The 21,931-nt window shown below is 62.1% G+C and carries 21 protein-coding genes and 4 tRNA genes; 8 read left to right on the top strand and 17 right to left on the bottom strand.

The features are described from left to right. Positions 1–226 precede the first annotated feature (226 nt). The 10 genes from CAG31_RS07970 to CAG31_RS07925 all read right to left on the bottom strand — a co-directional run bounded on the left by CAG31_RS07970 (position 227) and on the right by CAG31_RS07925 (position 9,613). Positions 227–2,098 carry a SurA N-terminal domain-containing protein gene (locus CAG31_RS07970; protein WP_085579650.1) on the bottom strand — a complete coding sequence of 624 codons (1,872 nt, stop codon included), beginning with the start codon at positions 2,096–2,098 and terminating at the stop codon, positions 227–229. 230 nt (positions 2,099–2,328) lie between these two features. After that, complete coding sequence (locus CAG31_RS07965) at positions 2,329–2,601, bottom strand: HU family DNA-binding protein (protein ID WP_008077714.1); 273 nt, start codon at positions 2,599–2,601, stop codon at positions 2,329–2,331. A gap of 148 nt (positions 2,602–2,749) precedes the next feature. Then, positions 2,750–5,146 carry an endopeptidase La gene (lon, locus tag CAG31_RS07960; protein ID WP_085579648.1) on the bottom strand — a complete coding sequence of 799 codons (2,397 nt, stop codon included), beginning with the start codon at positions 5,144–5,146 and terminating at the stop codon, positions 2,750–2,752. 242 nt (positions 5,147–5,388) lie between these two features. After that, positions 5,389–6,672: an ATP-dependent Clp protease ATP-binding subunit ClpX gene (gene clpX / locus CAG31_RS07955; protein WP_085579646.1), complete on the bottom strand. Its 1,284-nt coding sequence runs from the start codon at positions 6,670–6,672 to the stop codon at positions 5,389–5,391. A 113-nt stretch (positions 6,673–6,785) separates the two neighbouring features. Further along, positions 6,786–7,421: an ATP-dependent Clp endopeptidase proteolytic subunit ClpP gene (gene clpP, locus CAG31_RS07950; RefSeq protein WP_085579644.1), complete on the bottom strand. Its 636-nt coding sequence runs from the start codon at positions 7,419–7,421 to the stop codon at positions 6,786–6,788. A gap of 92 nt (positions 7,422–7,513) precedes the next feature. Further along, positions 7,514–8,824: a trigger factor gene (gene tig, locus CAG31_RS07945; protein WP_085579642.1), complete on the bottom strand. Its 1,311-nt coding sequence runs from the start codon at positions 8,822–8,824 to the stop codon at positions 7,514–7,516. Between the two features lie 309 nt (positions 8,825–9,133). Next, positions 9,134–9,209: transfer RNA gene (locus CAG31_RS07940), tRNA-His, on the bottom strand. Between the two features lie 77 nt (positions 9,210–9,286). Further along, positions 9,287–9,371, bottom strand: a tRNA-Leu gene (locus CAG31_RS07935). 57 nt (positions 9,372–9,428) lie between these two features. Continuing rightward, a tRNA-His gene (locus CAG31_RS07930) sits at positions 9,429–9,504 on the bottom strand. A 32-nt stretch (positions 9,505–9,536) separates the two neighbouring features. After that, positions 9,537–9,613: transfer RNA gene (locus CAG31_RS07925), tRNA-Arg, on the bottom strand. Positions 9,614–9,888: 275 nt separating this feature from the next. On the opposite strand from CAG31_RS07925, the gene folD reads away from it, so the two are divergent. Both folD and pbpG read left to right on the top strand, forming a co-directional pair. Next, positions 9,889–10,743, top strand: a complete 855-nt coding sequence (gene folD, locus CAG31_RS07920; protein ID WP_085579640.1) for a bifunctional methylenetetrahydrofolate dehydrogenase/methenyltetrahydrofolate cyclohydrolase FolD — start codon at positions 9,889–9,891, stop codon at positions 10,741–10,743. A 228-nt stretch (positions 10,744–10,971) separates the two neighbouring features. Continuing rightward, positions 10,972–11,910: a D-alanyl-D-alanine endopeptidase gene (gene pbpG, locus CAG31_RS07915; protein WP_085580083.1), complete on the top strand. Its 939-nt coding sequence runs from the start codon at positions 10,972–10,974 to the stop codon at positions 11,908–11,910. Between the two features lie 52 nt (positions 11,911–11,962). On the opposite strand, the gene CAG31_RS07910 is transcribed toward pbpG, so the two are convergent. Next, the gene (locus tag CAG31_RS07910) at positions 11,963–12,166 is read right to left on the bottom strand and encodes a hypothetical protein (RefSeq protein ID WP_085579638.1); all 204 of its coding nucleotides are present in this window, start codon (positions 12,164–12,166) and stop codon (positions 11,963–11,965) included. Between the two features lie 98 nt (positions 12,167–12,264). Continuing rightward, positions 12,265–12,936 (bottom strand): hypothetical protein, encoded by a 672-nt coding sequence (locus CAG31_RS07905; RefSeq protein WP_085579636.1) that lies wholly within the window; start codon positions 12,934–12,936, stop codon positions 12,265–12,267. Positions 12,937–13,164: 228 nt separating this feature from the next. On the opposite strand from CAG31_RS07905, the gene CAG31_RS28405 reads away from it, so the two are divergent. Further along, the gene (locus CAG31_RS28405; protein WP_170930378.1) at positions 13,165–13,335 is read left to right on the top strand and encodes a hypothetical protein; all 171 of its coding nucleotides are present in this window, start codon (positions 13,165–13,167) and stop codon (positions 13,333–13,335) included. Positions 13,336–13,412: 77 nt separating this feature from the next. Here the strand turns inward: CAG31_RS28405 and CAG31_RS07900 are convergent, their stop codons facing one another. Together CAG31_RS07900 and CAG31_RS07895 are read right to left on the bottom strand one after the other, a co-directional pair. Beyond that, positions 13,413–14,162: a TerC family protein gene (locus CAG31_RS07900; protein ID WP_085579634.1), complete on the bottom strand. Its 750-nt coding sequence runs from the start codon at positions 14,160–14,162 to the stop codon at positions 13,413–13,415. A gap of 28 nt (positions 14,163–14,190) precedes the next feature. Beyond that, on the bottom strand, positions 14,191–14,430 hold the full coding sequence (locus CAG31_RS07895) for a hypothetical protein (RefSeq protein ID WP_085579632.1): 240 nt from the start codon (positions 14,428–14,430) through the stop codon (positions 14,191–14,193). Between the two features lie 150 nt (positions 14,431–14,580). Here CAG31_RS07895 and nhaR point away from each other — a divergent pair, with 150 nt between their 5' ends. Then, complete coding sequence (gene nhaR, locus CAG31_RS07890) at positions 14,581–15,480, top strand: transcriptional activator NhaR (RefSeq protein WP_085579630.1); 900 nt, start codon at positions 14,581–14,583, stop codon at positions 15,478–15,480. Here nhaR and CAG31_RS07885 read toward each other — a convergent pair. Beyond that, a complete protein-coding gene (locus tag CAG31_RS07885; RefSeq protein WP_085579628.1) occupies positions 15,477–16,637 on the bottom strand; it encodes an MFS transporter in 1,161 nt (386 codons plus the stop codon). The genes nhaR and CAG31_RS07885 overlap by 4 nt on opposite strands. Positions 16,638–16,973: 336 nt before the next feature. Between CAG31_RS07885 and sstT the strand changes: the two genes are divergently transcribed. Then, a complete protein-coding gene (sstT, locus tag CAG31_RS07880) occupies positions 16,974–18,206 on the top strand; it encodes a serine/threonine transporter SstT (RefSeq protein WP_085579626.1) in 1,233 nt (410 codons plus the stop codon). Positions 18,207–18,362: 156 nt separating this feature from the next. On the opposite strand, the gene CAG31_RS07875 is transcribed toward sstT, so the two are convergent. After that, positions 18,363–18,872 carry a DUF1993 family protein gene (locus tag CAG31_RS07875; protein ID WP_085579624.1) on the bottom strand — a complete coding sequence of 170 codons (510 nt, stop codon included), beginning with the start codon at positions 18,870–18,872 and terminating at the stop codon, positions 18,363–18,365. A gap of 125 nt (positions 18,873–18,997) precedes the next feature. Here CAG31_RS07875 and CAG31_RS07870 point away from each other — a divergent pair, with 125 nt between their 5' ends. Further along, a complete protein-coding gene (locus tag CAG31_RS07870; RefSeq protein ID WP_085579622.1) occupies positions 18,998–19,645 on the top strand; it encodes a YceH family protein in 648 nt (215 codons plus the stop codon). A 369-nt stretch (positions 19,646–20,014) separates the two neighbouring features. Here the strand turns inward: CAG31_RS07870 and CAG31_RS07865 are convergent, their stop codons facing one another. After that, the gene (locus CAG31_RS07865; RefSeq protein ID WP_085579620.1) at positions 20,015–20,833 is read right to left on the bottom strand and encodes a shikimate 5-dehydrogenase; all 819 of its coding nucleotides are present in this window, start codon (positions 20,831–20,833) and stop codon (positions 20,015–20,017) included. A gap of 256 nt (positions 20,834–21,089) precedes the next feature. Here CAG31_RS07865 and CAG31_RS07860 point away from each other — a divergent pair, with 256 nt between their 5' ends. Then, entirely contained in the window at positions 21,090–21,437 is a 348-nt protein-coding gene (locus tag CAG31_RS07860; RefSeq protein ID WP_085579618.1) for a hypothetical protein, read from the top strand. A gap of 232 nt (positions 21,438–21,669) precedes the next feature. Further along, positions 21,670–21,864, top strand: a complete 195-nt coding sequence (locus CAG31_RS07855) for a hypothetical protein (RefSeq protein WP_085579616.1) — start codon at positions 21,670–21,672, stop codon at positions 21,862–21,864. Positions 21,865–21,931 lie beyond the last annotated feature (67 nt).

Genomic DNA, 21,931 nt, shown 5'->3' with positions numbered 1-21,931 from the left:
TGAACATCCTGAGGGAAAAACGGTCCGGGGCGTATTGTGCATCAGATCGCCACCCCGCGGCGCATGGATTAGTGTCTTGAATCGGTTACAACTGTACCGGTCATGGGTGGCCGGAAAAAGTCGCACCGACAAACGTACGATGAAAAAACTGTCATCCGCCGCCCGGCGGAAACGAAAAGGCCCCGGATTCTCATCCGGGGCCTGACGTTTTGCGCTCAACCGAACATCAGTAACGCTTGATGTCCGCCTGGCCTTCCAGCTGCTTGCGGTAAGCCGCGAAGTCTTGCTGACCCTCGCGCGAGGCGAGGAAGCGGCGGTACTGCGCCTTCTCTTCTTCGGTCGGCGCGGCGCCTTCGTTCACGCCGTTCAGGCGCACGATGGTCACGCCGCCGTCCGGCAGGGTGATGCTGCTGAAGGTCGGCTTGTCCTTGGCGGCCGGCTTCGGCATGCGGAACAGCGCTTGCAGCACCGCCGGATCGACGCCTTCCTGGGCACGGGTGGCCGCTTCGGTCACTTTCCAGCCCTGACCGTCCACCGCCTTGTCGGCCGGTGCCTTGCCGTCACGCAGGCTGGCGATCAACTGATCGGCACGGGTCTTGGCGGCAGCGCTGGCATGCTCCTTGACCAACTGGGTGCGGATAGCCGCAGACACGCTTTCCAGCGGCAGTTGAGCAGGCTTGAGGTGCTCCTTGGCGCGCAGCACGATCACGGTTTCCGGATCCAGCTCGATGGCGGTGCTGTTGGCGCCGTCATCCAGCACTTCGGTGCTGAACGCAGCCGTCACCACGGCACGGTTGGCGGCAACGCCTTCACCGCCCTCACGGCCGAATGGCTTGGAGGTGTGCACGGTCAGCTTCAGATCCTGCGCCGGCTGGGCCAGGTCGGAGGATTCGAACGAAGAGTCTTCCAGTTGCTTGGTCGCCTCGACGAAACGCTGCTCGACCTGCTGGGCCTTCAGCTCGCGGGTCAGCTTGTCCTTCAGGCTCGCCAGCGTCGGCACTTCCGGCGCCTCGACGCCCAGCAGCTTGATCAGGTGGAAACCGAAATCGGTGCGCACCGGTGCGGACACCTGATCCTTGGCCAGCGAGTACAAGGCTTTCTCGAACGCCGGGTCGTAGACGCCGGGACCTGCATAGCCCAGGTCGCCGCCGTTGTTGGCCGAACCCGGATCCTGCGAGAACTCCTTGGCCAGCGCTTCGAACTTCTCGCCCTTGGCCAGACGTGCCTGAATGTCTTCGATCTTCGCCTTGGCCTGGGCCTCGGTGGTCTTGCCGTTGACTTCGATCAGGATATGCGCCGCACGACGCTGTTCCGACAGGTTGGCGATCTCTTTCTGATAGGCCGCCTGCAGGTCTTCGTCCTTGACGGACACCTGGTCGAAGAACGAGGCCTTTTTCAGTTCCAGGTAATCGATGACCACTTGATCCGGGGTCATGAATTCCTTGGCGTGCTCGTCGTAGTAAGCCTTGACCTCGTCATCGGTCAGCTTGACGGCAGCCGGGTCGGCCTTGACGCTCAGCGCCGCGAAGTCGCGGGTCTGCTTCTCCAGGCGGGCGAACGCCAGCACCTGGGCGTCGGTGACGAAGCCGCTGCCGGCGACGCCGGCGCGCAGTTGGCCGATCAGCATTTCCTGGGCCAGCATCTGGCGGAACTGCATGCGACTGTAACCCAACTGGCGGATCACCTGGTCGAAGCGCTCGGAGCTGAACTTGCCGTCCACCTGGAACTCAGGCGTCTGCAGGATCACCTGATCCAGCGCAGCTTCCGAAAACGCGAACTTCGACTGTTCAGCGCCTTGCAGCAGCAGCTTACGGTCGATCAGGCCCTTGAGGGCCGAATCGCGCAACAGTTTTTCGTCGAGCAGAGAAGCGTCGAAATCCTTGCCCAGCTGTTGCATCAGCTGACGGCGCTGCATGTCGACGGCTTGGCTCAGCTCGTTCTGGCTGATTTCTTCGCCATTGACCTTGGCTGCCTCATTCTTGTGAGTGGCAGCCTTGAAAATGGCGTCGAAACCGGTCAGAGCCATCAGTACGACGATGACTCCGATGATGGTCTTGGCAATCCAGCCTTGTGAATTGTCCCTGATGTTCTGCAGCATGCGTCCCCCAGAAACGGTTGTACTTCAGAGTGGGCAACCGTGGAGCGTGGGTAGAATCCGGATAGAAGAAAGGCGCACCCGAGGATGCGCCTTCTCGAAACTGGCGGAGCGGACAGGGCTCGAACCCTCGATCCCGGCGTGGCAGGCAACGCTTCGGCTCGCCTGCCCTACCGCCCCGCTGCCAAGTCAGGCATGACCCCGACCCGGATGGGTAAAAACCTGAATCGAACTCAGTTGACAGCTTCTTTCAGGGCTTTACCGGCTTTGAAACCTGGCTTTTTAGCAGCAGCGATTTGCAGCGTCTTGCCGGTCTGTGGGTTGCGACCAACGCGAGCTGGACGATCGGTCACGGAGAAAGTGCCGAAGCCAACCAGAACAACGGAGTCGCCAGCCTTCAGAGCGCCAGTGACGGATTCGATTACAGCGTCCAGCGCACGGCCAGCAGCAGCTTTCGGGATATCAGCGGATGCAGCGATAGCATCAATCAGTTCCGACTTGTTCACTCTAAGTCCCCTTATATCTATTTGAGTATGATTCTAAGTTTTTTGGTGAAAGCAAAAACGAGTGCTGAATGGCCTACAGACACTTAAGAGCCGCTTTATAACAAGGGCTCTAAAAAGCTGTCAAGGAAGCCCCCCAGGCAAATGCGTACTAATGCGTGCTAATTCTTTCCTTAGAGTCAGACTCACGTTTTTCGTCCTTGGCAACTATCTCCGGAGCCACATCCGGCAAGGGCTCCGGCGCGTATTGCAGCGCAATTTGCAGGACTTCGTCAATCCATTTAACCGGTTTGATCTGCAGATCCTGCTTGATATTGTCCGGAATTTCCTTCAGATCGCGCACGTTCTCTTCCGGGATAATGACGATCTTGATTCCGCCGCGGTGGGCCGCCAGCAGCTTCTCCTTCAGGCCGCCGATGGCCAGCACCTGGCCGCGCAGGGTGATCTCGCCGGTCATGGCGACATCGGCACGCACAGGAATGCCCGTCAAAGCCGACACCAGGGCGGTGCACATGCCTACACCGGCGCTCGGGCCGTCTTTCGGGGTCGCCCCTTCCGGCATGTGGATGTGGGTGTCGCGCTTCTCGTGGAAGTCCAGCGGAATGCCCAGGCTCTTGGCGCGGCTGCGCACCACGGTCTGGGCCGCGGTGATCGATTCGACCATGACGTCGCCCAGCGAACCGGTCTTGATCAGTTGCCCTTTGCCCGGCACGACAGCGGCTTCGATGGTCAGCAATTCGCCGCCGACCTGAGTCCAGGCCAGGCCAGTCACCTGTCCGATCTGATCCTGCTGTTCGGCCAGGCCGTAGCGGAACTTGCGCACGCCCAAGAAATGCTCCAGCAGGTCAGCTGTCACTTTCACCGAGAAACGTTTTTCCAGCGCGTGCTCCTTGACCGCCTTGCGGCAGACCTTGGCGATCTGGCGTTCCAGACCGCGCACACCGGCTTCACGGGTGTAGTAACGGATGATGTCGCGGATCGCTTCCTCGTCGAACTCCAGCTCGCCCTTCTTCAGGCCGTTGGCCTGGATCTGCTTCGGCGACAGGTATTTGACCGCGATGTTGATCTTCTCGTCCTCGGTGTAGCCCGGCAGACGGATCACTTCCATCCGGTCCAGCAGCGCCGGCGGGATGTTCATCGAGTTGGAGGTGCACAGGAACATTACGTCGGAGAGGTCGTAGTCGACTTCCAGATAGTGGTCGTTGAAGTTGTGGTTCTGCTCCGGATCGAGCACTTCCAGCAACGCCGACGCCGGGTCGCCCCGCATGTCGCTGCCCATCTTGTCGATTTCATCGAGCAGGAACAGCGGGTTGCGGACACCCACCTTTGTCATCTTTTGAATCAATCTTCCTGGCATCGAACCGATGTAGGTCCGACGGTGACCACGGATTTCCGCTTCGTCACGCACACCGCCCAAGGCCATGCGCACGAACTTGCGGTTGGTGGCATGGGCGATCGACTCCGCCAGCGAGGTCTTGCCCACGCCCGGAGGACCGACCAGGCACAGCACCGGGCCACGGATCTTCTTCACGCGCTTCTGCACGGCGAGGTATTCGAGGATGCGTTCCTTGACCTCTTCGAGGCCGTAGTGGTCGGCATCAAGAATGTCTTCGGCGCGGGCCAGATCCAGGCGTACCTTGCTCTGGGCCTTCCACGGCACCTGCACCAGCCAGTCGATGTACGAGCGCACCACCGTGGCTTCGGCGGACATCGGCGACATCTGCTTGAGCTTGTTCAGCTCGGCGGTCGCCTTGGCCAGGGCGTCTTTCGGCAAGCCAGCGGCGTCGATGCGCTTCTTCAGGTCCTCGACTTCGTTGTGGCCTTCGTCGCTGTCGCCGAGCTCTTTCTGAATGGCCTTCATTTGCTCATTCAAGTAGTACTCGCGCTGACTGCGCTCCATCTGTTTCTTGACCCGGCCGCGGATGCGCTTCTCGACCTGCAGCAGGTCGATTTCGGCGTCCAGCAGCGCCAGGACGTGCTCGACCCGGGCCGACAGGTCGACGATCTCCAGGATCTCCTGCTTCTGCTCGATCTTGAGCGCCATGTGCGCGGCCATGGTGTCCACCAGGCGGCCCGGCTCGTCGATGCTGTTGAGCGACGACAGGACTTCGGCTGGGACTTTCTTGCCCAACTGCACATATTGTTCGAACTGCGACAGCAGGCTGCGCACGAACACTTCGGATTCACGCTCGGCGGCGTCGGTCTCTTCGATGAGCGACACTTCGGCGCGGCAGTGACCGTCGACTTCGCTGAAACGCTCGACGGTGCCGCGCTGCTCGCCTTCGACCAGCACCTTGACCGTGCCGTCAGGCAGCTTGAGCAATTGCAGAACGGTGGCGATGGTGCCTACGCGGTAGAGAGCCTCTTCGCCGGGATCGTCGTCGGCCGGGTTTCTCTGGGCCAGCAGCAGGATCTGCTTGTCGCCCGCCATCGCTGCCTCGAGGGCTTCGATGGACTTCTCGCGCCCCACGAACAGTGGGATAACCATGTGCGGATAGACCACGACATCACGCAATGGCAGGAGAGGCAATTCGATGGTTGTCTTCATGATTTCGCCTCTGCGTCGGCCAGATGGCCGTAAAAGGATGGAAGTAAGCTTGAAACCAAGATGGGGGCTGCATCCGAAAAATACAAGCGGATAAAGGATCGGCTTGAAAAATCACGACTTACGCATGCGCACGCAGGGATTGAGTGCCGTGGGGAACAGCCCGGCCCGCTTGCGCCGGATCGCCTGCACCCGAAAAAGCAAAGGGGCCCGAAGGCCCCTTCCTGATCCGGCACGGTGGACGCTTACGCGTCCGGCGCTGCCTTGGCGGTCGGCTCACTGTTCTCGTAGATGTACAGTGGCTTGGACTTGCCTTCAATGACGCTTTCGTCGATCACGACTTTACTCACGTCGGACTGCGACGGGATTTCGTACATCGTGTCGAGCAGCACGCCTTCGAGGATCGAACGCAGGCCGCGGGCACCGGTCTTGCGCTCCAGCGCACGCTTGGCGACGGACTTCAGCGCATCGGAGCGGAACTCCAGATCCACGCCTTCCATCTCGAACAGCTTGGCGTACTGTTTGGTCAACGCGTTCTTCGGCTCGGTGAGGATCTGCATCAGAGCAGCCTCGTCCAGCTCGTCCAGGGTCGCCAGCACCGGCAGACGACCGACGAATTCCGGGATCAGACCGAACTTGACCAGATCGTCAGGCTCGACCTCACGCAGGGATTCACCGACCTTCTTGCCCTCTTCCTTGCTGCGCACTTCGGCGTTGAAGCCGATGCCGCCCTTGGTGGAGCGGTTCTGGATGACCTTTTCCAGGCCGGAGAACGCACCGCCGCAGATGAACAGGATGTTGCGGGTGTCGACCTGCAGGAACTCCTGCTGCGGATGCTTGCGGCCACCCTGCGGCGGAACGGAGGCGACGGTGCCTTCGATCAGCTTGAGCAAGGCCTGCTGCACGCCCTCGCCCGACACGTCGCGGGTGATCGACGGGTTGTCGGACTTGCGCGAGATCTTGTCGATTTCGTCGATGTAGACAATGCCCATCTGGGCCTTTTCCACATCGTAGTCGCACTTCTGCAGCAGCTTCTGAATGATGTTCTCGACGTCCTCGCCCACGTACCCCGCCTCGGTGAGGGTGGTCGCGTCAGCGATGGTGAACGGAACGTTCAGCAGGCGGGCCAGGGTTTCGGCCAGCAGGGTCTTGCCCGAGCCGGTCGGGCCGATCAGCAGGATGTTGCTCTTGCCGAGCTCGACATCGTCACTTTTCTTGTCACGCTGGTTCAGACGCTTGTAGTGGTTGTACACCGCTACCGCCAGAACCTTCTTGGCACGCTCCTGACCGATCACGTACTGATCAAGGATGCCGCTGATTTCTTTGGGCGAAGGCAGTTTATGCGCGCTGCTTTCGGCCTGTGCCTCCTGCACCTCCTCGCGGATGATGTCATTGCACAGGTCGACGCACTCGTCGCAGATAAAGACCGAGGGGCCGGCAATCAATTTGCGTACTTCATGCTGGCTTTTGCCACAGAAGGAGCAATAAAGCAGCTTGCCGTTGTCCTCGCCGTTGCGGGTGTCAGTCATTCGATCGATCCAAATCCGATAGGCTTGCAACACAAGATGAAGGCTATTGCGGGCTTTTTCAAGCCCGCAGGTGATCGGACCTGCCGACCTGCCTTGTTTTCGGGCTGCTTGTTTTAAGCGGGACGCTGCTCGATCACTTCATCGATCAAGCCGTACTCGCGCGCAGCGTGGGCGCTCATGAAGTTGTCGCGGTTGGTGTCGCGCTCGATTTCCTCGAGCGTGCGCCCGCTGTGCTTGGCCATCAGCGTGTTGAGGCGCTCGCGGATGAACAGGATTTCCTTGGCGTGGATCTCGATGTCCGAGGCCTGACCCTGGAAACCGCCCAGCGGCTGGTGAATCATCACGCGCGAGTTCGGCAGGCAGTAGCGCTTGCCCGGCGCACCGGCGGTCAGCAGGAAAGCGCCCATGCTGCACGCCTGACCGATGCAGGTCGTCGACACGTTCGGCTTGATGAACTGCATGGTGTCGTAGATCGACATGCCCGCGGTCACCGAACCACCCGGCGAGTTGATATAGAGATGGATGTCCTTGTCCGGGTTTTCCGCCTCAAGGAACAGCAGTTGCGCGCAGATCAGGTTGGCCATGTAGTCTTCGACAGGACCGACCAGGAAGATCACCCGCTCCTTGAGAAGACGCGAGTAGATGTCATAGGCGCGCTCGCCGCGAGCGGATTGCTCGACAACCATCGGGACCAGGCCGCCGGCGGCCTGGACATCAGAGTTCTGCTGAATATAAGAATTTCGGAACATGCTCTGCAGTCACTCCCAAATAGTTATGTCTTGAATGCACATAAGCCAGCGCGAAGGCTGGCTTATGTGTGTACTTCTTAACGCAGGAACAATCAGTCGGCTTTTGGAGCTTCTACCGGCTTGACCGCTTCTTCGTAAGAGACCGATTTGTCGGTCACGCTAGCTTTCTGCAGAACAGTATCCACAACTTGTTCTTCCAGCACAACCGAACGGACTTCGTTCAGTTGCTGCTCGTTCTTGTAGTACCAGGACACCACTTGCTCAGGCTCTTGGTAAGCCGAGGCCATTTCCTGGATCATTTCGCGAACGCGCGCTTCGTCAGGCTTGAGGTCGTTCTGCTTGACCACTTCAGCCACGATCAGGCCCAGCACCACACGGCGCTTGGCTTGCTCTTCGAACAGCTCGGCCGGCAGTTGGTCAGGCTTGATGTTGCCGCCGAACTGCTGGACGGCCTGCACGCGCAGACGGTCGACTTCGTTGGACAGCAGCGCCTTCGGCACTTCGATCGGGTTGGTGGCCAGCAGACCGTCCATGACCTGGTTCTTCACCTTGGACTTGATCGCCTGACGCAGCTCACGCTCCATGTTCTTGCGAACTTCGGTGCGGAAACCTTCCAGGCCCGATTCCTTGATGCCGAACTGGGCGAAGAACGCTTCGTTCAGCTCAGGCAGCTGAGGCTCGGATACGGTGTTGACGGTCACGGTGAACTCGGCGGTCTTGCCGGCCAGGTCCAGGTTCTGATAGTCCTCAGGGAAGGTCAGGTTCAGAACGCGCTCTTCACCGGCCTTGGCGCCGACCAGGCCTTCTTCGAAGCCCGGGATCATGCGGCCGGAGCCCAGCACCAGCTGGGTGCCCTTGGCGGAACCGCCGGCGAACGCTTCGCCGTCGACCTTGCCGACGAAATCGATGTTCAGCTGGTCTTCGTTCTGGGCAGCGCGCTCGGCCACTTCGAAACGGGTGTTCTGCTTGCGCAGGATGTCCAGCATCTTGTCCAGGTCGGCGTCAGCCACGTCGGCGCTCAGGCGCTCGACGGTGATGCCGTCGAAACCGGCGACGGTGAACTCAGGGAACACTTCGAATACGGCTACGTATTCCAGGTCCTTGCCGGCTTCCAGGGATTTCGGCTCGATCGAAGGCGAACCGGCAGGGTTCAGCTTCTGCTCGACCACCGCTTCATAGAAGGAGGACTGGATCACGTCGCCCACCGCTTCCTGACGAGCGTCGGCACCGAAACGGCGCTTGATTTCGCTCATCGGCACTTTGCCTGGACGGAAGCCAGCAATCTTGGCCTTTTGGGCAGTCTGCTGCAGACGCTTGTTGACCTGGCTCTCGATGCGCTCGGCCGGCACGGTGACGCTCATGCGGCGCTCAAGAGCAGTAGTATTTTCAACAGAAACTTGCATGGATATTCCTCGTTGCACAGACGTTGGCCGGCCGTTTCCGACCCCAGAATCAAGGGCATGCATTCTAGTGGGTCAAACCCAAGAAGTCACCCTACTGAAATCAGATGGAAACGCAGCAGGCGGTTTTCCGGTGCGGACGCACGGATGCGCCGCGCTCCGCAGGCGAATACAACAATCCCGCCAGGGGTTCGTGCCGACCATTCTATATATAGAAGAGGCGCGCCAGCATCTCCCTGACAGCCGGCCCGAAACACGGACCGCCGAAACAAAAAAGGCGCCAGACTGTTAAATCTGGCGCCTTTCGAAATATGGGGTGGACGATGGGGATCGAACCCACGACAACGGGAGTCACAATCCCGTGCTCTACCAACTGAGCTACGCCCACCATATTGCGTGTCAAAAAAGCCTTTCAGCCCCTTTGCGATACCTCAACCAAGCCAGCGGCATGAATGAAGCCTTGATTGGTGCGGATGAAGAGACTCGAACTCTTACGCCTCGCGGCGCTGGAACCTAAATCCAGTGTGTCTACCAATTCCACCACATCCGCGACTTGAAGCGGTTAAAGCAAAGGCGCCAGACCGTTAAATCTGGCGCCTTTTGAATATGGGGTGGACGATGGGGATCGAACCCACGACAACGGGAGTCACAATCCCGTGCTCTACCAACTGAGCTACGCCCACCATATCGCGCTACTTGTGCCAATGCTGCCTAATGGCGCACCCGGCAGGACTCGAACCTGCGACCATCCGCTTAGAAGGCGGATGCTCTATCCAGCTGAGCTACGGGCGCCTTGTTAATCTGTACCCTTGGAGGACTACAAACTAAGTGCTTTCCGGCCTTGCAGAACCTTGATTCCGCTCGACTTTCTTAACCAGTGCTAGGCTGTGCCCGACAAGTGCGACGAATAGTATAGAGACACCCGGAGACCGTCAAATCCTTTTTAAAAAAAATTCATTTAATTAAAGGGGTTAGGGGAATTTGCAGACCAAGCGCCTTTGCCCTCACCGCCTGACATGCGAGAATGCGTTCTCATTTTTTCCCCTCTCGATGGTTAATCACGCGCAATGACTGCACAACTAATCGACGGCAAATCCATCGCCGCCAGCCTGCGCCAGCAGATCGCCCAACGGGTCGCAGAGCGTCGCGAGCAAGGCCTGCGCACGCCGGGCCTGGCGGTGATCCTGGTCGGCAGCGATCCTGCCTCTCAGGTTTATGTCTCGCACAAGCGTAAAGACTGTGAAGAGGTCGGCTTCCTTTCCCAGGCCTACGACCTGCCTTCCGACACCACCCAGCAGGCGCTGGCCGACCTGATCGACCGCCTGAACGACGACCCGGCGATCGACGGCGTCCTGCTCCAGCTCCCGCTGCCGGAACACCTGGACGCCTCCAAGCTGCTGGAGCGCATCCGTCCGGACAAGGACGTCGACGGTTTCCACCCTTATAACGTCGGCCGTCTGGCCCAGCGCATCCCACTGCTGCGCCCGTGCACCCCCAAAGGCATCATGACCCTGCTGGAAAGCACCGGCGTCGACCTGTACGGCATGCACGCCGTGGTCGTCGGCGCTTCCAACATCGTCGGTCGCCCGATGGCGATGGAACTGCTGCTGGCCGGCTGCACCGTGACCGTCACCCACCGCTTCACCAAGGACCTGGCCGGCCACGTCGGCCGCGCCGACCTGGTGGTGGTCGCCGCTGGCAAGCCGGGCCTGGTCAAAGGCGAGTGGATCAAGGAAGGCGCGATCGTGATCGACGTCGGCATCAACCGCCAGGAAGACGGCAAGCTGGTGGGCGACGTGGTGTACGAGACCGCCCTGCCCCGCGCCGGCTGGATCACGCCGGTGCCGGGCGGCGTAGGCCCGATGACCCGCGCCTGCCTGCTGGAAAACACGCTCTACGCGGCAGAAACCCTGCACGGCTGAGGCGCGTTTTCCGCCCCCTGAGAACCCCGCCTTGCGCGGGGTTTTTCATGCCCTCGAAAAAACCTTTACCGTTCGCCGGAAACCCCTATTTTCACAGGGCTTTTCACGACTTTTTCATGGCTCTCGAACAACCATCGACAGTTCTTCGACCATACTCCTACAATGCGTCGTTTTTACGACACAAGCCGTTACAAAAGCGGCATTTCCAACCCTTATGAGTTCGCCCGCGTGAATATTCGCCTCTCCATCCTGAGCCTGGTTTTTGCATTTTCAGGCACACTCCTCACGCCAACGGCCGATGCCGCCGAAACCACCGCTGCCCCCCGAGACGCCTCGCAACTGAAGATCGCCTCCGGCAGCGCCCTGCTGATGGACATGCAGACCAATAAAGTCATCTATTCCAGCAACCCGGACGTGGTCGTGCCGATCGCCTCCGTGAGCAAGCTGATGACCGGCCTGGTGGTTGTGGAAGCGCGACAGAACATGGACGAATGGATCGACGTCGACATCAGCAATACCCCGGAAATGAAGGGCGTGTTCTCCCGGGTCAAACTGCGAAGCGAACTGCCGCGCCGCGAGATGCTGCTGATTGCGCTCATGTCCTCGGAAAACCGGGCGGCCGCCAGCCTGGCCCACCACTACCCGGGCGGCTACGCAGCGTTCATCGCCGCCATGAACGCCAAGGCCAAGGCCCTGGGCATGACCAGCACCCATTTCGTCGAACCGACCGGCCTGTCGGAGCGCAACGTGTCCACCGCCCGCGACCTGAGCAAACTGCTGGTGGCCGCGCACAAGCATCCGATCCTCAGCGAACTGACCACCACCAAGGAAAAGACCGTGTCGTTCCGCAAGCCCAACTACACCCTGGGCTTTCGCAACACCGACCACTTGGTGAACAAGGCGGACTGGGACATCAAGATCACCAAGACCGGCTTCACCAACCCCGCCGGGCATTGCCTGGTGCTGGTGACCCGCATGGGCAACCGCCCGGTGACCCTGGTGATCCTCGATGCGTTCGGCAAGTACACCCACTTCGCCGACGCCAGCCGCATCCGCAGTTGGGTGGAAACCGGCAAGAGCACCAACGCACCGGCGGCGGCGCTGCAGTACAAGGCGGCGAAGAACCTGAAGAACCGCCCCGGCAACGTGGTCGAAGCGTCCAAGTAACCCGCGAAACGACAAAGCCCCGAACGTTCGGGGCTTTTTTTCGTCTGCGGTTTCAATCGTTGGGCAGCGGCATCTGGTCATCGTCGGGGATGCCGTCGCCGGCGCTGGGATCCCGCGTATGCGGCGTCACCACCGCCGGACGGGCCAACGGGTCGCGCAGCGGGCTTTCAGGATCCAGCACCGGATCCACCTCAGGTTCCGCCGTGGTCGGCACGCTGTCGGGTTTATGGTCATCGAAGCTCGAATCGGTACTCATGTGCACCTCGCATCCGGGATACGGCCCGGAACGACCGGGCCTCTGACCATAAGAAACCCGATGCATCACGCCGTGCCCGAGAAATGACGAACGGCGCCTTACTGCGCCCCCAGCGCCTTGCGCGCCTGGGCCGCTTCCTGCTCCTGCCCGGCCTGGGCCAGCTCGTCGGCGGCCTTCAGCCAGCGCTGGCGGTCGACCGAGGCCGGCACCTGCGAAGGCTTCTGGATCAGCACTGCCCAGCCGCCGGCCTTGTTCAGGGCCGACTCGAAGGCGTCGAAGCCCATCAGCTCGCGCCGGTTCATCCCGGCGCGCAACAGCACGGTCTGCTTTTTCCGGTCGTAGCCGGAGAGGATCGCGTAGCGCGGCTCGGCCCAGAAGGCCGAGCCTTCGCTGAAGCGCACCATCACCGGATAGCCTGCGGCGACCTGGGTCAGCAGCGCCGGCAGCCGGCTGTCCAGCGGATAGACCACCATGCCGTATTCCCGGGCGAGATTCTGCAGGTTCTGCTGCAACTGGTCTTGCGCTTGGGGCAGGCGCAGCGGCTTCTCCAACAGGCCCGGCGTGATCACGATGCCCTGCTGCGACAACAGGCTGGCCAGCACCTGCGGCCCGCTCTGATTGGCCTCGCCGCGGTAGAACGTGCCGCTGAGCTCGACCCGCTCCGGCAAACGCTGAACCTCCGGCGCCACACTGCCCGCGCACCCCGCCAGGGCGGCCGCGCAACCTGCCGCCAGCAGCGCCGCGCGGATCCGAGAAAATACCTGCACCATCGTCACTCTCTATCAAAGACGCCGGTCGTCGTGTTCCGGCTTGGCCGACGATCATAGGACGGCGCAACGCTGCGGTATAGCCCGAATCCGCAGACGCATCGCCGGCATAGAGCGAACTGATTGGCCGCCCCCGACCTTCGGTCAATAGCCTGAAACACGCCAGCGACTAGACTGTGGCTTGAAGACAGAGAACGCGTGCGCCCGACGCAGGGCAAAGAGGAGGCACCGATGAGCCTGACGATGACCATCATGATGCTGATAGCCGGCTGGCTGGCCGTGGCCGCCGCCATGTTGTGGGGCGTGCTGCGCATCGCCCGGCGCCACCACCCTCATCCGCCCCGCCCCGAACCTGCGGAAAAGGCCGCCAGGCACCGCGCCCGCCACGCCACCGCGCACTGACTGACGCCCGACAGCCCAAACGGAAAAAGGCCGCCCGGACTCGCAAGAGCCCGGGCGGCCTTTTCGTTCAGCGGCGCTTAGCCTTCAGCCGGCAGACGCTTTTGCTTGGCCCGGCGCGACATCATGTTCAGCACCTCGATGGCCGCGGAGAACGCCATCGCCGCATACACATAGCCTTTGGGCACATGGGCGCCGAAGCCTTCGGCGATCAGCGTCATGCCGATCATGATCAGGAAGCCCAGGGCCAGCATCACCACCGTCGGGTTGTCGTTGATGAACTTGGCCAGCGGATCAGCCGCCAGCAGCATCACCAATACCGACACCAGCACCGCGATGATCATGATCGGCAGGTGTTCGGTCATGCCGACGGCAGTGATGATGCTGTCGATGGAGAACACCAGGTCCAACATCAGGATCTGCCCGATGGCGGCGGCGAAACCCAGGGTCACGGTGGAGCTGGCGGATTTCGGATCCTCCGGCGCCGGATCCATGCTGTGATGGATCTCCGTGGTGGCTTTCCACAGCAGGAACAGGCCGCCGGCGATCAGGATGATGTCCTTCCAGGAGAACGCATGGCCGAAGATCTCGATCACAGGCTCGGTCAGCTGGACGATGAACGCGATGGTGCTCAGCAGGCCCAGACGCAGGATCAGCGCCATGCCGATACCGATGCGCCGCGCCTTCTGACGGTGCTGCTCGGGCAGCTTGTTGGTCAGGATCGAGATAAAGATCAGGTTATCGATGCCGAGCACGATCTCCATCACCACCAGGGTGGCGAGCGCAATCCAGGCGGTGGGGCTGGCGGCGAGTTCCAACAGATATTCCATGGTTCAGTCCTGGTTCTTGTAAGACGTTTTAGATTTCCTGGGAGGACGATTCGGATTTTCCGTCGTCATCCTTCGATTCGTTCTTGCCGGTCAGATTGCCGGTGGCATCACTGAGCGCCTGCTCCGCCGCCTTGTGGGTGTCGTCGATGGCCTGCTTGGCGGCTTCCGCCGCTTGCCCCATCAGTTGCTGGGCGCTCTTTTCCGCTTGGTCGCATCCGGCCAACACCAGTAAAGACGCGATCAGCACCGCCGTGGTTTTGAGTTTCATCTTGTTTCCCTCGAATGGATCAGACATCTGGCCTGACAGGCCCGCCGTCGATGGCTGGGCATTCTAGGGAAGGTGACACTTCAGAAAAATTCGTATTTTTACCGGCTATACTTCGGTTTTTACGAACAAAACATTTCACAGAAGAACGCCATGCTCAATTACCGACAACTGCATTACTTCTGGGTGGTGGCCAAGACCGGCAGCATCGTGCGCGCCTGCGAGCAGTTGAACCTGACCCCGCAGACCATCAGCGGGCAGATTTCCCTGCTCGAAGAAACCTACGGCATCGAACTGTTCCGCCGGGTCGGCCGCCAGCTGGAGCTCACCGAAGCCGGGCGCCAGACCCTGCCTTATGCCGAACAGATGTTTCAGTTGGGCGGCGAGCTGGAACGGATGCTGCGCACCCAGCCCAACGAGCAGCAGATCCTGTTCCGCGTCGGCGTGGCCGATGTGGTGCCCAAATCCATCGTCTACCGCCTGATCGCGCCGACCATGGAACTGAGCGAGCCGCTGCGCATCACCTGCCGCGAAGACAAACTGGAACGGTTGCTGGCGGATCTGGCGATCCAGCGGCTGGACATGGTGATTTCCGACAGTCCGATGCCGTCGCACCTGGACATCAAGGGCTACAGCCAGAAACTGGGGGAATGCGGGATCAGCTTTTTCGCCACCGCCGAACTGGCGGCGCAATACGGAAACGACTTCCCGCGCAGCCTGCACGGTGCGCCGCTGTTGATTCCCGGCGCGGAAACCGTGGTGCGCAGCCGCCTGCAGCGCTGGTTCGCCGAACAGCAGATCCAGCCGAGGATCGTCGGCGAGTTCGATGACAGCGCGCTGATGCAGGCGTTCGGCCAGTCCGGCAGCGGGATCTTCATCGGCCCCAGCGTGATCGCCGATGAGGTGAAGCGTCAGTGCGGCGTCGAAGCGATCGGCCAGACCGACGCGGTGAGCGAATCGTTCTACGCGATTTCCGTGGAGCGCAAGGTCAAGCACCCCGGCATCGTTGCGATCACCGAAGGTGCCCGACGCGAGCTGTTCACCGCCCTTTAGGCCTCGGCGCAGGCCACCCGCGGCTTGAGCGCCATCAGTACCATGGCCAGGACGATCGACAGCAGGATGAAGCCGGCGGCGGCGAAGCCCACGAAGCCCAGGCCGGCGCTGTCGATCACCCGGCCGCCGACCATCGCGCCCAGGCCGATGCCCAGGTTGGCCCCGGCGATGTTCAGCGACGCGGCGAACGCCGGCGCCTCGGGCGCCGCCTTCATCAGGCGCACGTGGCTGACCAGGAACAGCGCCGCCTGGGTCACGCCCCAGATGCCCATCGCCGCCGCCAGCCCGACCGGCGAATGGATGTTCGGCACCAGTGCCACCATGCCGGCGATCATGAAGGTGCAGAACATGATCGACGCCACCAGCGGATGACGGTCCACCGCGCGGCCACCCAGCGAGTTGCCGATCAGCCCCACCGCGCCGAAGCCCATCAGGCACCAGCCGACCACGGTGCCGTTGAACCCGGCCAGCCGCTCCAGGATGTCCGCCAGGTAGGTGTAGGCGGTGAACATGCCGCTGAACACCACGATCGACAGCAGCACATGGCCCAGCATCAGCGGGCTGCGCAGGATCTTGAACTGCGAGGCGAAGCTGACCTGATGCTGGTGCAGGTGGGTCTTGGGCAGGTAGACGAACAGCAGCAACGCCTTGGCGAACGCGATCACCGCCAGGATGGCGAACGCGCTGCGCCAGCCGAACGCGTCGGAAATCAGCGTGCCGACCGGAATGCCGAACACGGTGGCGCAGACGATGCCGAAGCCGATCTTGGCGATGGCGCGGCCGGCGTGGTCGGGGCCGACGATGTCCACCGCCGTTTCGCTGGCCAGGGCCCAGAACACCGGCAGCCCGAGCGCCGGGATCAGCCGGGCGACGGCCATCACCCAGATGTTCGGCGCCAGGGCCGCGAGGGTGTTGGCCAGGCCGAACATGATCAGGATGGTGATGAACAGCCGGCGCCGCTCGAACCGTGCGAAGAACGCCGTCAGGAACGGCCCGAACATCGCCACGGTGAAGGCGAACAGGGTCACCAGCAACCCGGCCTGCGGGATGGTGACGTCAAGGTCTCGGGCGATCGCCGGCAACAGGCCGACGATGATGAATTCCGTGGTCAGCACCGTGAAGCCGGCGGCGGACAACAGAAGGATCGGAAACAGCATGGGAAACTCCAGCGAAACGACGGCACCGGCGTTCGACCCGAAGGCCCGCCGGCAAATCTGAAAATGAGGATGGCGGATCTTAACAGAAGTGTTTGCGCCCAGGCTTGCACAAAGCTGCCGATCTTGCCGGCCGTTCGGGCGGCGGATCGTCACAGGCCTGAAGGAACGCGCCTGTGCTGTGGTAAAGTCCGCGCCCTGCAAAACGTACACCCTGTTCAGCGACCCGTTTGTCGGCGTCGTTGGCTCGCCGACACTTTCGGTTCGTGCGCCGGGCCTGCCCCCGCCTTGTCGTCCGCGCATGCGACCTGCTCCCCATAAAAATTCAGAGATGCCGTTATGACCGCTTCATCCCCTTCTCTATTGCAGCGCCTGAAAAACCTCAGCCTGGTCACGCAGATCCTGATCGGTCTGGTGGCCGGCATCGCCCTGGCGCTGTTCGCGCCGGAAGCGGCCAAAGGCACTGCGTTCATCGGCAAGGTGTTCGTCTCGGCCCTCAAGGCCGTGGCGCCGATTCTGGTGTTCGTGCTGGTCATGGCCTCGATCGCCAACCACAAGCACGGCCAGGAAACCCACATCCGGCCGATCCTGTTCCTGTACCTGTTGGGGACGTTCGGCGCCGCCGTGGTGGCGGTGATCGCCAGCACGCTGTTCCCGTCCCACCTGGTGCTGTCCACCGACAACGTCGCGGTGACCGCGCCCGGCGGCATCGGCGAAGTGCTGCAGAGCCTGCTGCTGAGCGTGGTCGACAACCCGGTCAGCGCCCTGATGAACGCCAACTTCATCGGCATCCTGGCCTGGGCCATCGGCATGGGCGTGGCGATCCGCCATGCCGGCGACACCACCCGCCAGGTGCTGGACGACCTGTCCAACGGCGTGACCCTGATCGTGCGGGTGGTGATCCGCTTCGCCGCGCTGGGCATTTTCGGCCTGGTGGCCTCGACCCTGGCCACCTCGGGCTTCGGCGCGCTGATCGGCTATGCGCACCTGCTGGCCGTGCTGCTGGGCTGCATGCTGTTCGTGGCGCTGGTGATGAACCCGCTGATCGTGTTCTGGAAGCTGCGCCGCAACCCGTATCCGCTGACGCTCAAGTGCCTGCGCGAAAGCGGCATCACCGCGTTCTTCACCCGCAGCTCGGCGGCCAACATTCCGGTCAACCTGGAACTGAGCAAGCGCCTGGGCCTGCACGAAGACACCTATTCGGTGTCGATCCCGCTCGGCGCCACCATCAACATGGCCGGCGCGTCGATCACCATCACCGTGCTGACCCTGGCCGCCGTGCACACCCTGGGCATCGCCGTGGACATCCCGACCGCGATCCTGCTCAGCGTCGTCGCGGCGATCTGCGCTTGCGGCGCCTCGGGCGTGGCCGGTGGTTCGCTGCTGCTGATTCCGCTGGCGTGCAGCCTGTTCGGCATCCCGAGCGAGATCGCCATGCAGGTGGTGGCCGTGGGCTTCATCATCGGCGTGCTGCAGGACTCGGCCGAGACCGCGCTGAACTCTTCCACCGACGTGCTGTTCACCGCCGCCGCGTGCCTGGGCGAAGAACAGAAGGCCCAGCGCCCGGCCTGACGCCAAACCTGTAGGAGCGAGCCTGCTCGCGATGGCGTTCCGGCCAGTACGGCCACATCGCGAGCAGGCTCGCTCCTACAGAAGAACGGCATGAAAAAGCCCGCCAAGGTTGACGCCTTGGCGGGCTTTTTCAATGGTTTTGCGAAGCCGGGCGGCTTAGAACGCGCCCATGTAATCGCGCTTGCCCACTTCCACGCCGTTGTGGCGCAGCAGCGCGTAGGCGGTGGTGACGTGGAAGAAGAACTGCGGCAGGCCGTAGGTCAGCAGGTAGGCCTGGCCGGTGAAGCGCTTCTCTTTCGGCGTGCCCGGACGGGTCACGATCTCGATGCCTTCCTTGCCGTTGATCTGCTCCGGCTTGATCTCGCCGATGAAGGCCAGGACTTTGCTCAGCAGGGTTTGCAGCTCGGCGAAGGTGGTTTCGCTGTCGTCGTACTTCGGCAGCTCGACTTCGGCCAGGCGGGCCGACACGCCCTTGGCGAAGTCCACGGCGATCTGCACCTGGCGCACCAGCGGGAACATGTCCGGGTACAGGCGCGCCTGGAGGAAGGCGTTCGGGTCGATGTTTTTCTCGGTGGCGTGGGCTTCGGCCTTTTTCAGCACATCGCTCAGGGCGTTGAGCATCTGCTGGAAAACCGGGACGGATGCGGCGTACAGGGAAATGGTCATGGCAGTCTCGCGTGGTGGCGGGTGGTCAAACGTGGGCGATTATAGCCATGCCTTGCGCCGGCGCGGCTTGTCTTTTGTCGCGCAAGGATTAGGCTAGGCGCCTTCGACTGCACAGGGAGCCCGCGATGACCACCGAATCAGAGACCACTTTCGACGAACCGCGGCTCAACGCCACGGAAATCCGCATTCTGGGCTCGCTGATCGAGAAGCAGGCCACCAGCCCGGAAACCTACCCGCTGACCCTCAACGCGCTGGTGCTGGCCTGCAACCAGAAGACCAGCCGCGAACCGGTGATGAACCTGACCCAAGGCCAGATCGGCCAGAGCCTGCGCGCCCTCGAAAGCCAGGGCATGGCCCGACTGGTGATGGGCAGCCGCGCCGACCGCTGGGAGCACAAGGTCGACAAGGCGCTGGAACTGGTGCCGGCGCAGCTGGTGCTGACGGGGCTGATGTTTCTGCGCGGCCCGCAGACCGTCAACGAACTGCTGACCCGCAGCGGCCGCATGCATGACTTCGAAGACGCCGAACAGGTGGTGCATCAGCTGGAACGCCTGATCGCCCGCGGGTTGGCGGTACTGATTCCGCGCCAGGCCGGCCAGCGCGAAGACCGCTACACCCATGCCCTGGGCGACCCGGCGGACATCGAGGCCATCATCGCGGCGCGGCAGAACGCCGGCGAGCGCAGTTCTGGCGGCGGCGTGTCGGTCGAGCGGATCGAGGAGCTGGAAGCACGGATCGCCGCACTGGAAGAACGCCTGGCCCGCCTCGAATAAACACCGCCAGCCCATGTGGGAGCTGCGGTGCGACGATTCGACTTGCCAGCGATGGCGATGGGTCAGGCGATGAAGAGGTTGGCTGTACCGGCCTCATCGCTAGCAAGCTAGCTCCCACAGGATCTGCGGTGGCCTGACATTTCCGCGATCACCGCCGAACCCTGTGGGAGCTGCGGTGCGACGATTCGACTTGCCAGCGATGACGGAGGTACAGACAACAGAAATGTCGGCTGTACCGACCTCATCGCCAGCAGGCTGGCTCCCACAGGATCTGCGGTGGCCTGCCATTTCCGCGAACACCGCCGAACCCTGTGGGAGCTTGCCTGCAAGCGATGGCGGCATGTCAGGCGATGAAGATCCCTGCCGATCTCAGCTGCGGGCGAACGCCACCGCCGCCTCGAACTGCTCCGTCGTCGGCCGCACGCCGGTGTAGAGCACGAACTGTTCCAGCGCCTGAATGGCGATCACTTCAAGGCCCGTGATCACTCGCTTGCCTTCGGCCCGGCCACGCACGATCAGCGGCGTTTCTGACGGGATCGCCACCACATCGAACACAGTGTCCGCTGCCTGGATCACCTGCGGCGCGAACGCCAGTTGATCGGCTTCAGGCCCGCCGGTCATGCCGATGGGGGTGACGTTGATCAGCATCTGCGGCCGCTCATCGCCCAGCTCCGCCGTCCAGCGGTAGCCCAGGGAGTCGGCCAGCGCCCGCCCGGCGCGTTCGTTACGGGCGACGATCAGGCCGTTGCGGTAACCGCCGTCGCGCAGGGCGCTGGCCACGGCCTTGGCCATGCCGCCGCTGCCGCGCAGGGCGAAGGTCGAGTCCTTGGGCACCGCATGGGTCTGCAACAGTTGCGCGACGGCGATGTAGTCGGTGTTGTAGGCCTTGAGGTGGCCCTGGGTGTTGACGATGGTGTTGATCGACTGGATCGCCGCCGCCGACGCGTCCAGTTCGTCGACCAGTTCGATGCAGGCCTCCTTGAATGGCATCGACACGCCGCAGCCGCGGATGCCCAGCGCGCGGATCCCGCCTACGGCGCCCGGCAGGTCCTGGCTGCTGAACGCCTTGTAATAGAAGTTCAGGCCCAACTGCTCGTACAGGTGGTTATGAAAACGCAGGCCGAAGTTCCCGGGACGCCCAGACAGGGACATGCACAGTTGGGTGTCTTTGTTGGGGTTCATCTGCATGAAGAATCTCCTCGGAATGCACTTTCGGATGGACGGGATTAGCCAGGCCATCGGGTTCTGAACGATCATGGGCCGGTCTGTTCCGGGCATCGCAGCCGATGCCGCGAAACCGGGTAACCGAGCCGGTACAGACCTTACACAAAATTTACCCAGCGGCCGTGCCGATTTTCAGAAATTCGTTGTCATAGAGGTATCCCCGCGCCATCCCGTGCCTGCTGCAGGCCCGGACGCCGGGTCGAAGAACCGAGGAATTATCATGATTCGTAAACTCCCCATCGTGGCCTTGTTGATTGGTGCATTCGCTGTCACAGGTCAGGCAGAAGCCCACGGCGGTGGCTGGCAGGGCCCGGCGGTGTTCGGTGCGATCGTCGGCTCGGCCATCATCGGCTCGGCGCTCATCAACCAGGACCGGCCGGTCTACGTCCAACAGCCTGTTTACGCTCAGCCGGCGCCGGTGTACGTCCAGCAACCGCCGCCACCGGTCTACTACCAGCCGGCACCGGTGTATGTGCAACAGCCGGTGTACGTGCCGGGCCCTGTGTACTACGGCCCGCCCCGCGGCTACTACGGTCGCCCGCACTACTACGGCGGCCCGCGCTGGTAACCGCCCTGCAAGGAGCCCCGCTTTTGAGCGGGGCTTTTTTATGACCGTCCGTCGGCCGCGTCTGGATACACCGCGTCAAGGTCGCTCCGGAGACAGTCATGGCCGTTAAAGTCGGCATGATGGACAAGACCCGGAGCGCCCGGTCATCCGACGGTCATCCCTTTGTCATGACGGAGCCGCACTCTGAATCCGTCCGCAAACAACAAGGTTGAAAACAACAAGGACGACAGCCATGCCCACACAGAACCCGCACCGCATCGTCGGTCTATGCACCTCAAGCAAGGTCTACAGCGCCCTGACCGAGCTCAAGCACCTGGAAGGCCACCGCAGCGCCAAGTTCCTTTCGCTGCTGACCGAAAACCTGGTGCGCAAGGGCTTGCTCAACGAGCGGGAAGTGGTGCACATGCTCGATCAAGTGGTCGACTGAACAGCCCCCCGCCGGCGTCGATGTCCACTATCGAAAGCGTTGATTTTCCGCCGGGCCGACGATTGCA

This window comes from Pseudomonas sp. R25(2017) (assembly GCF_002112565.1).
Lineage (GTDB): Bacteria > Pseudomonadota > Gammaproteobacteria > Pseudomonadales > Pseudomonadaceae > Aquipseudomonas > Aquipseudomonas ekonensis.
Note: the sequence above shows the minus strand (reverse complement) of the source record. Positions and strands in the feature narration are given on the sequence as shown.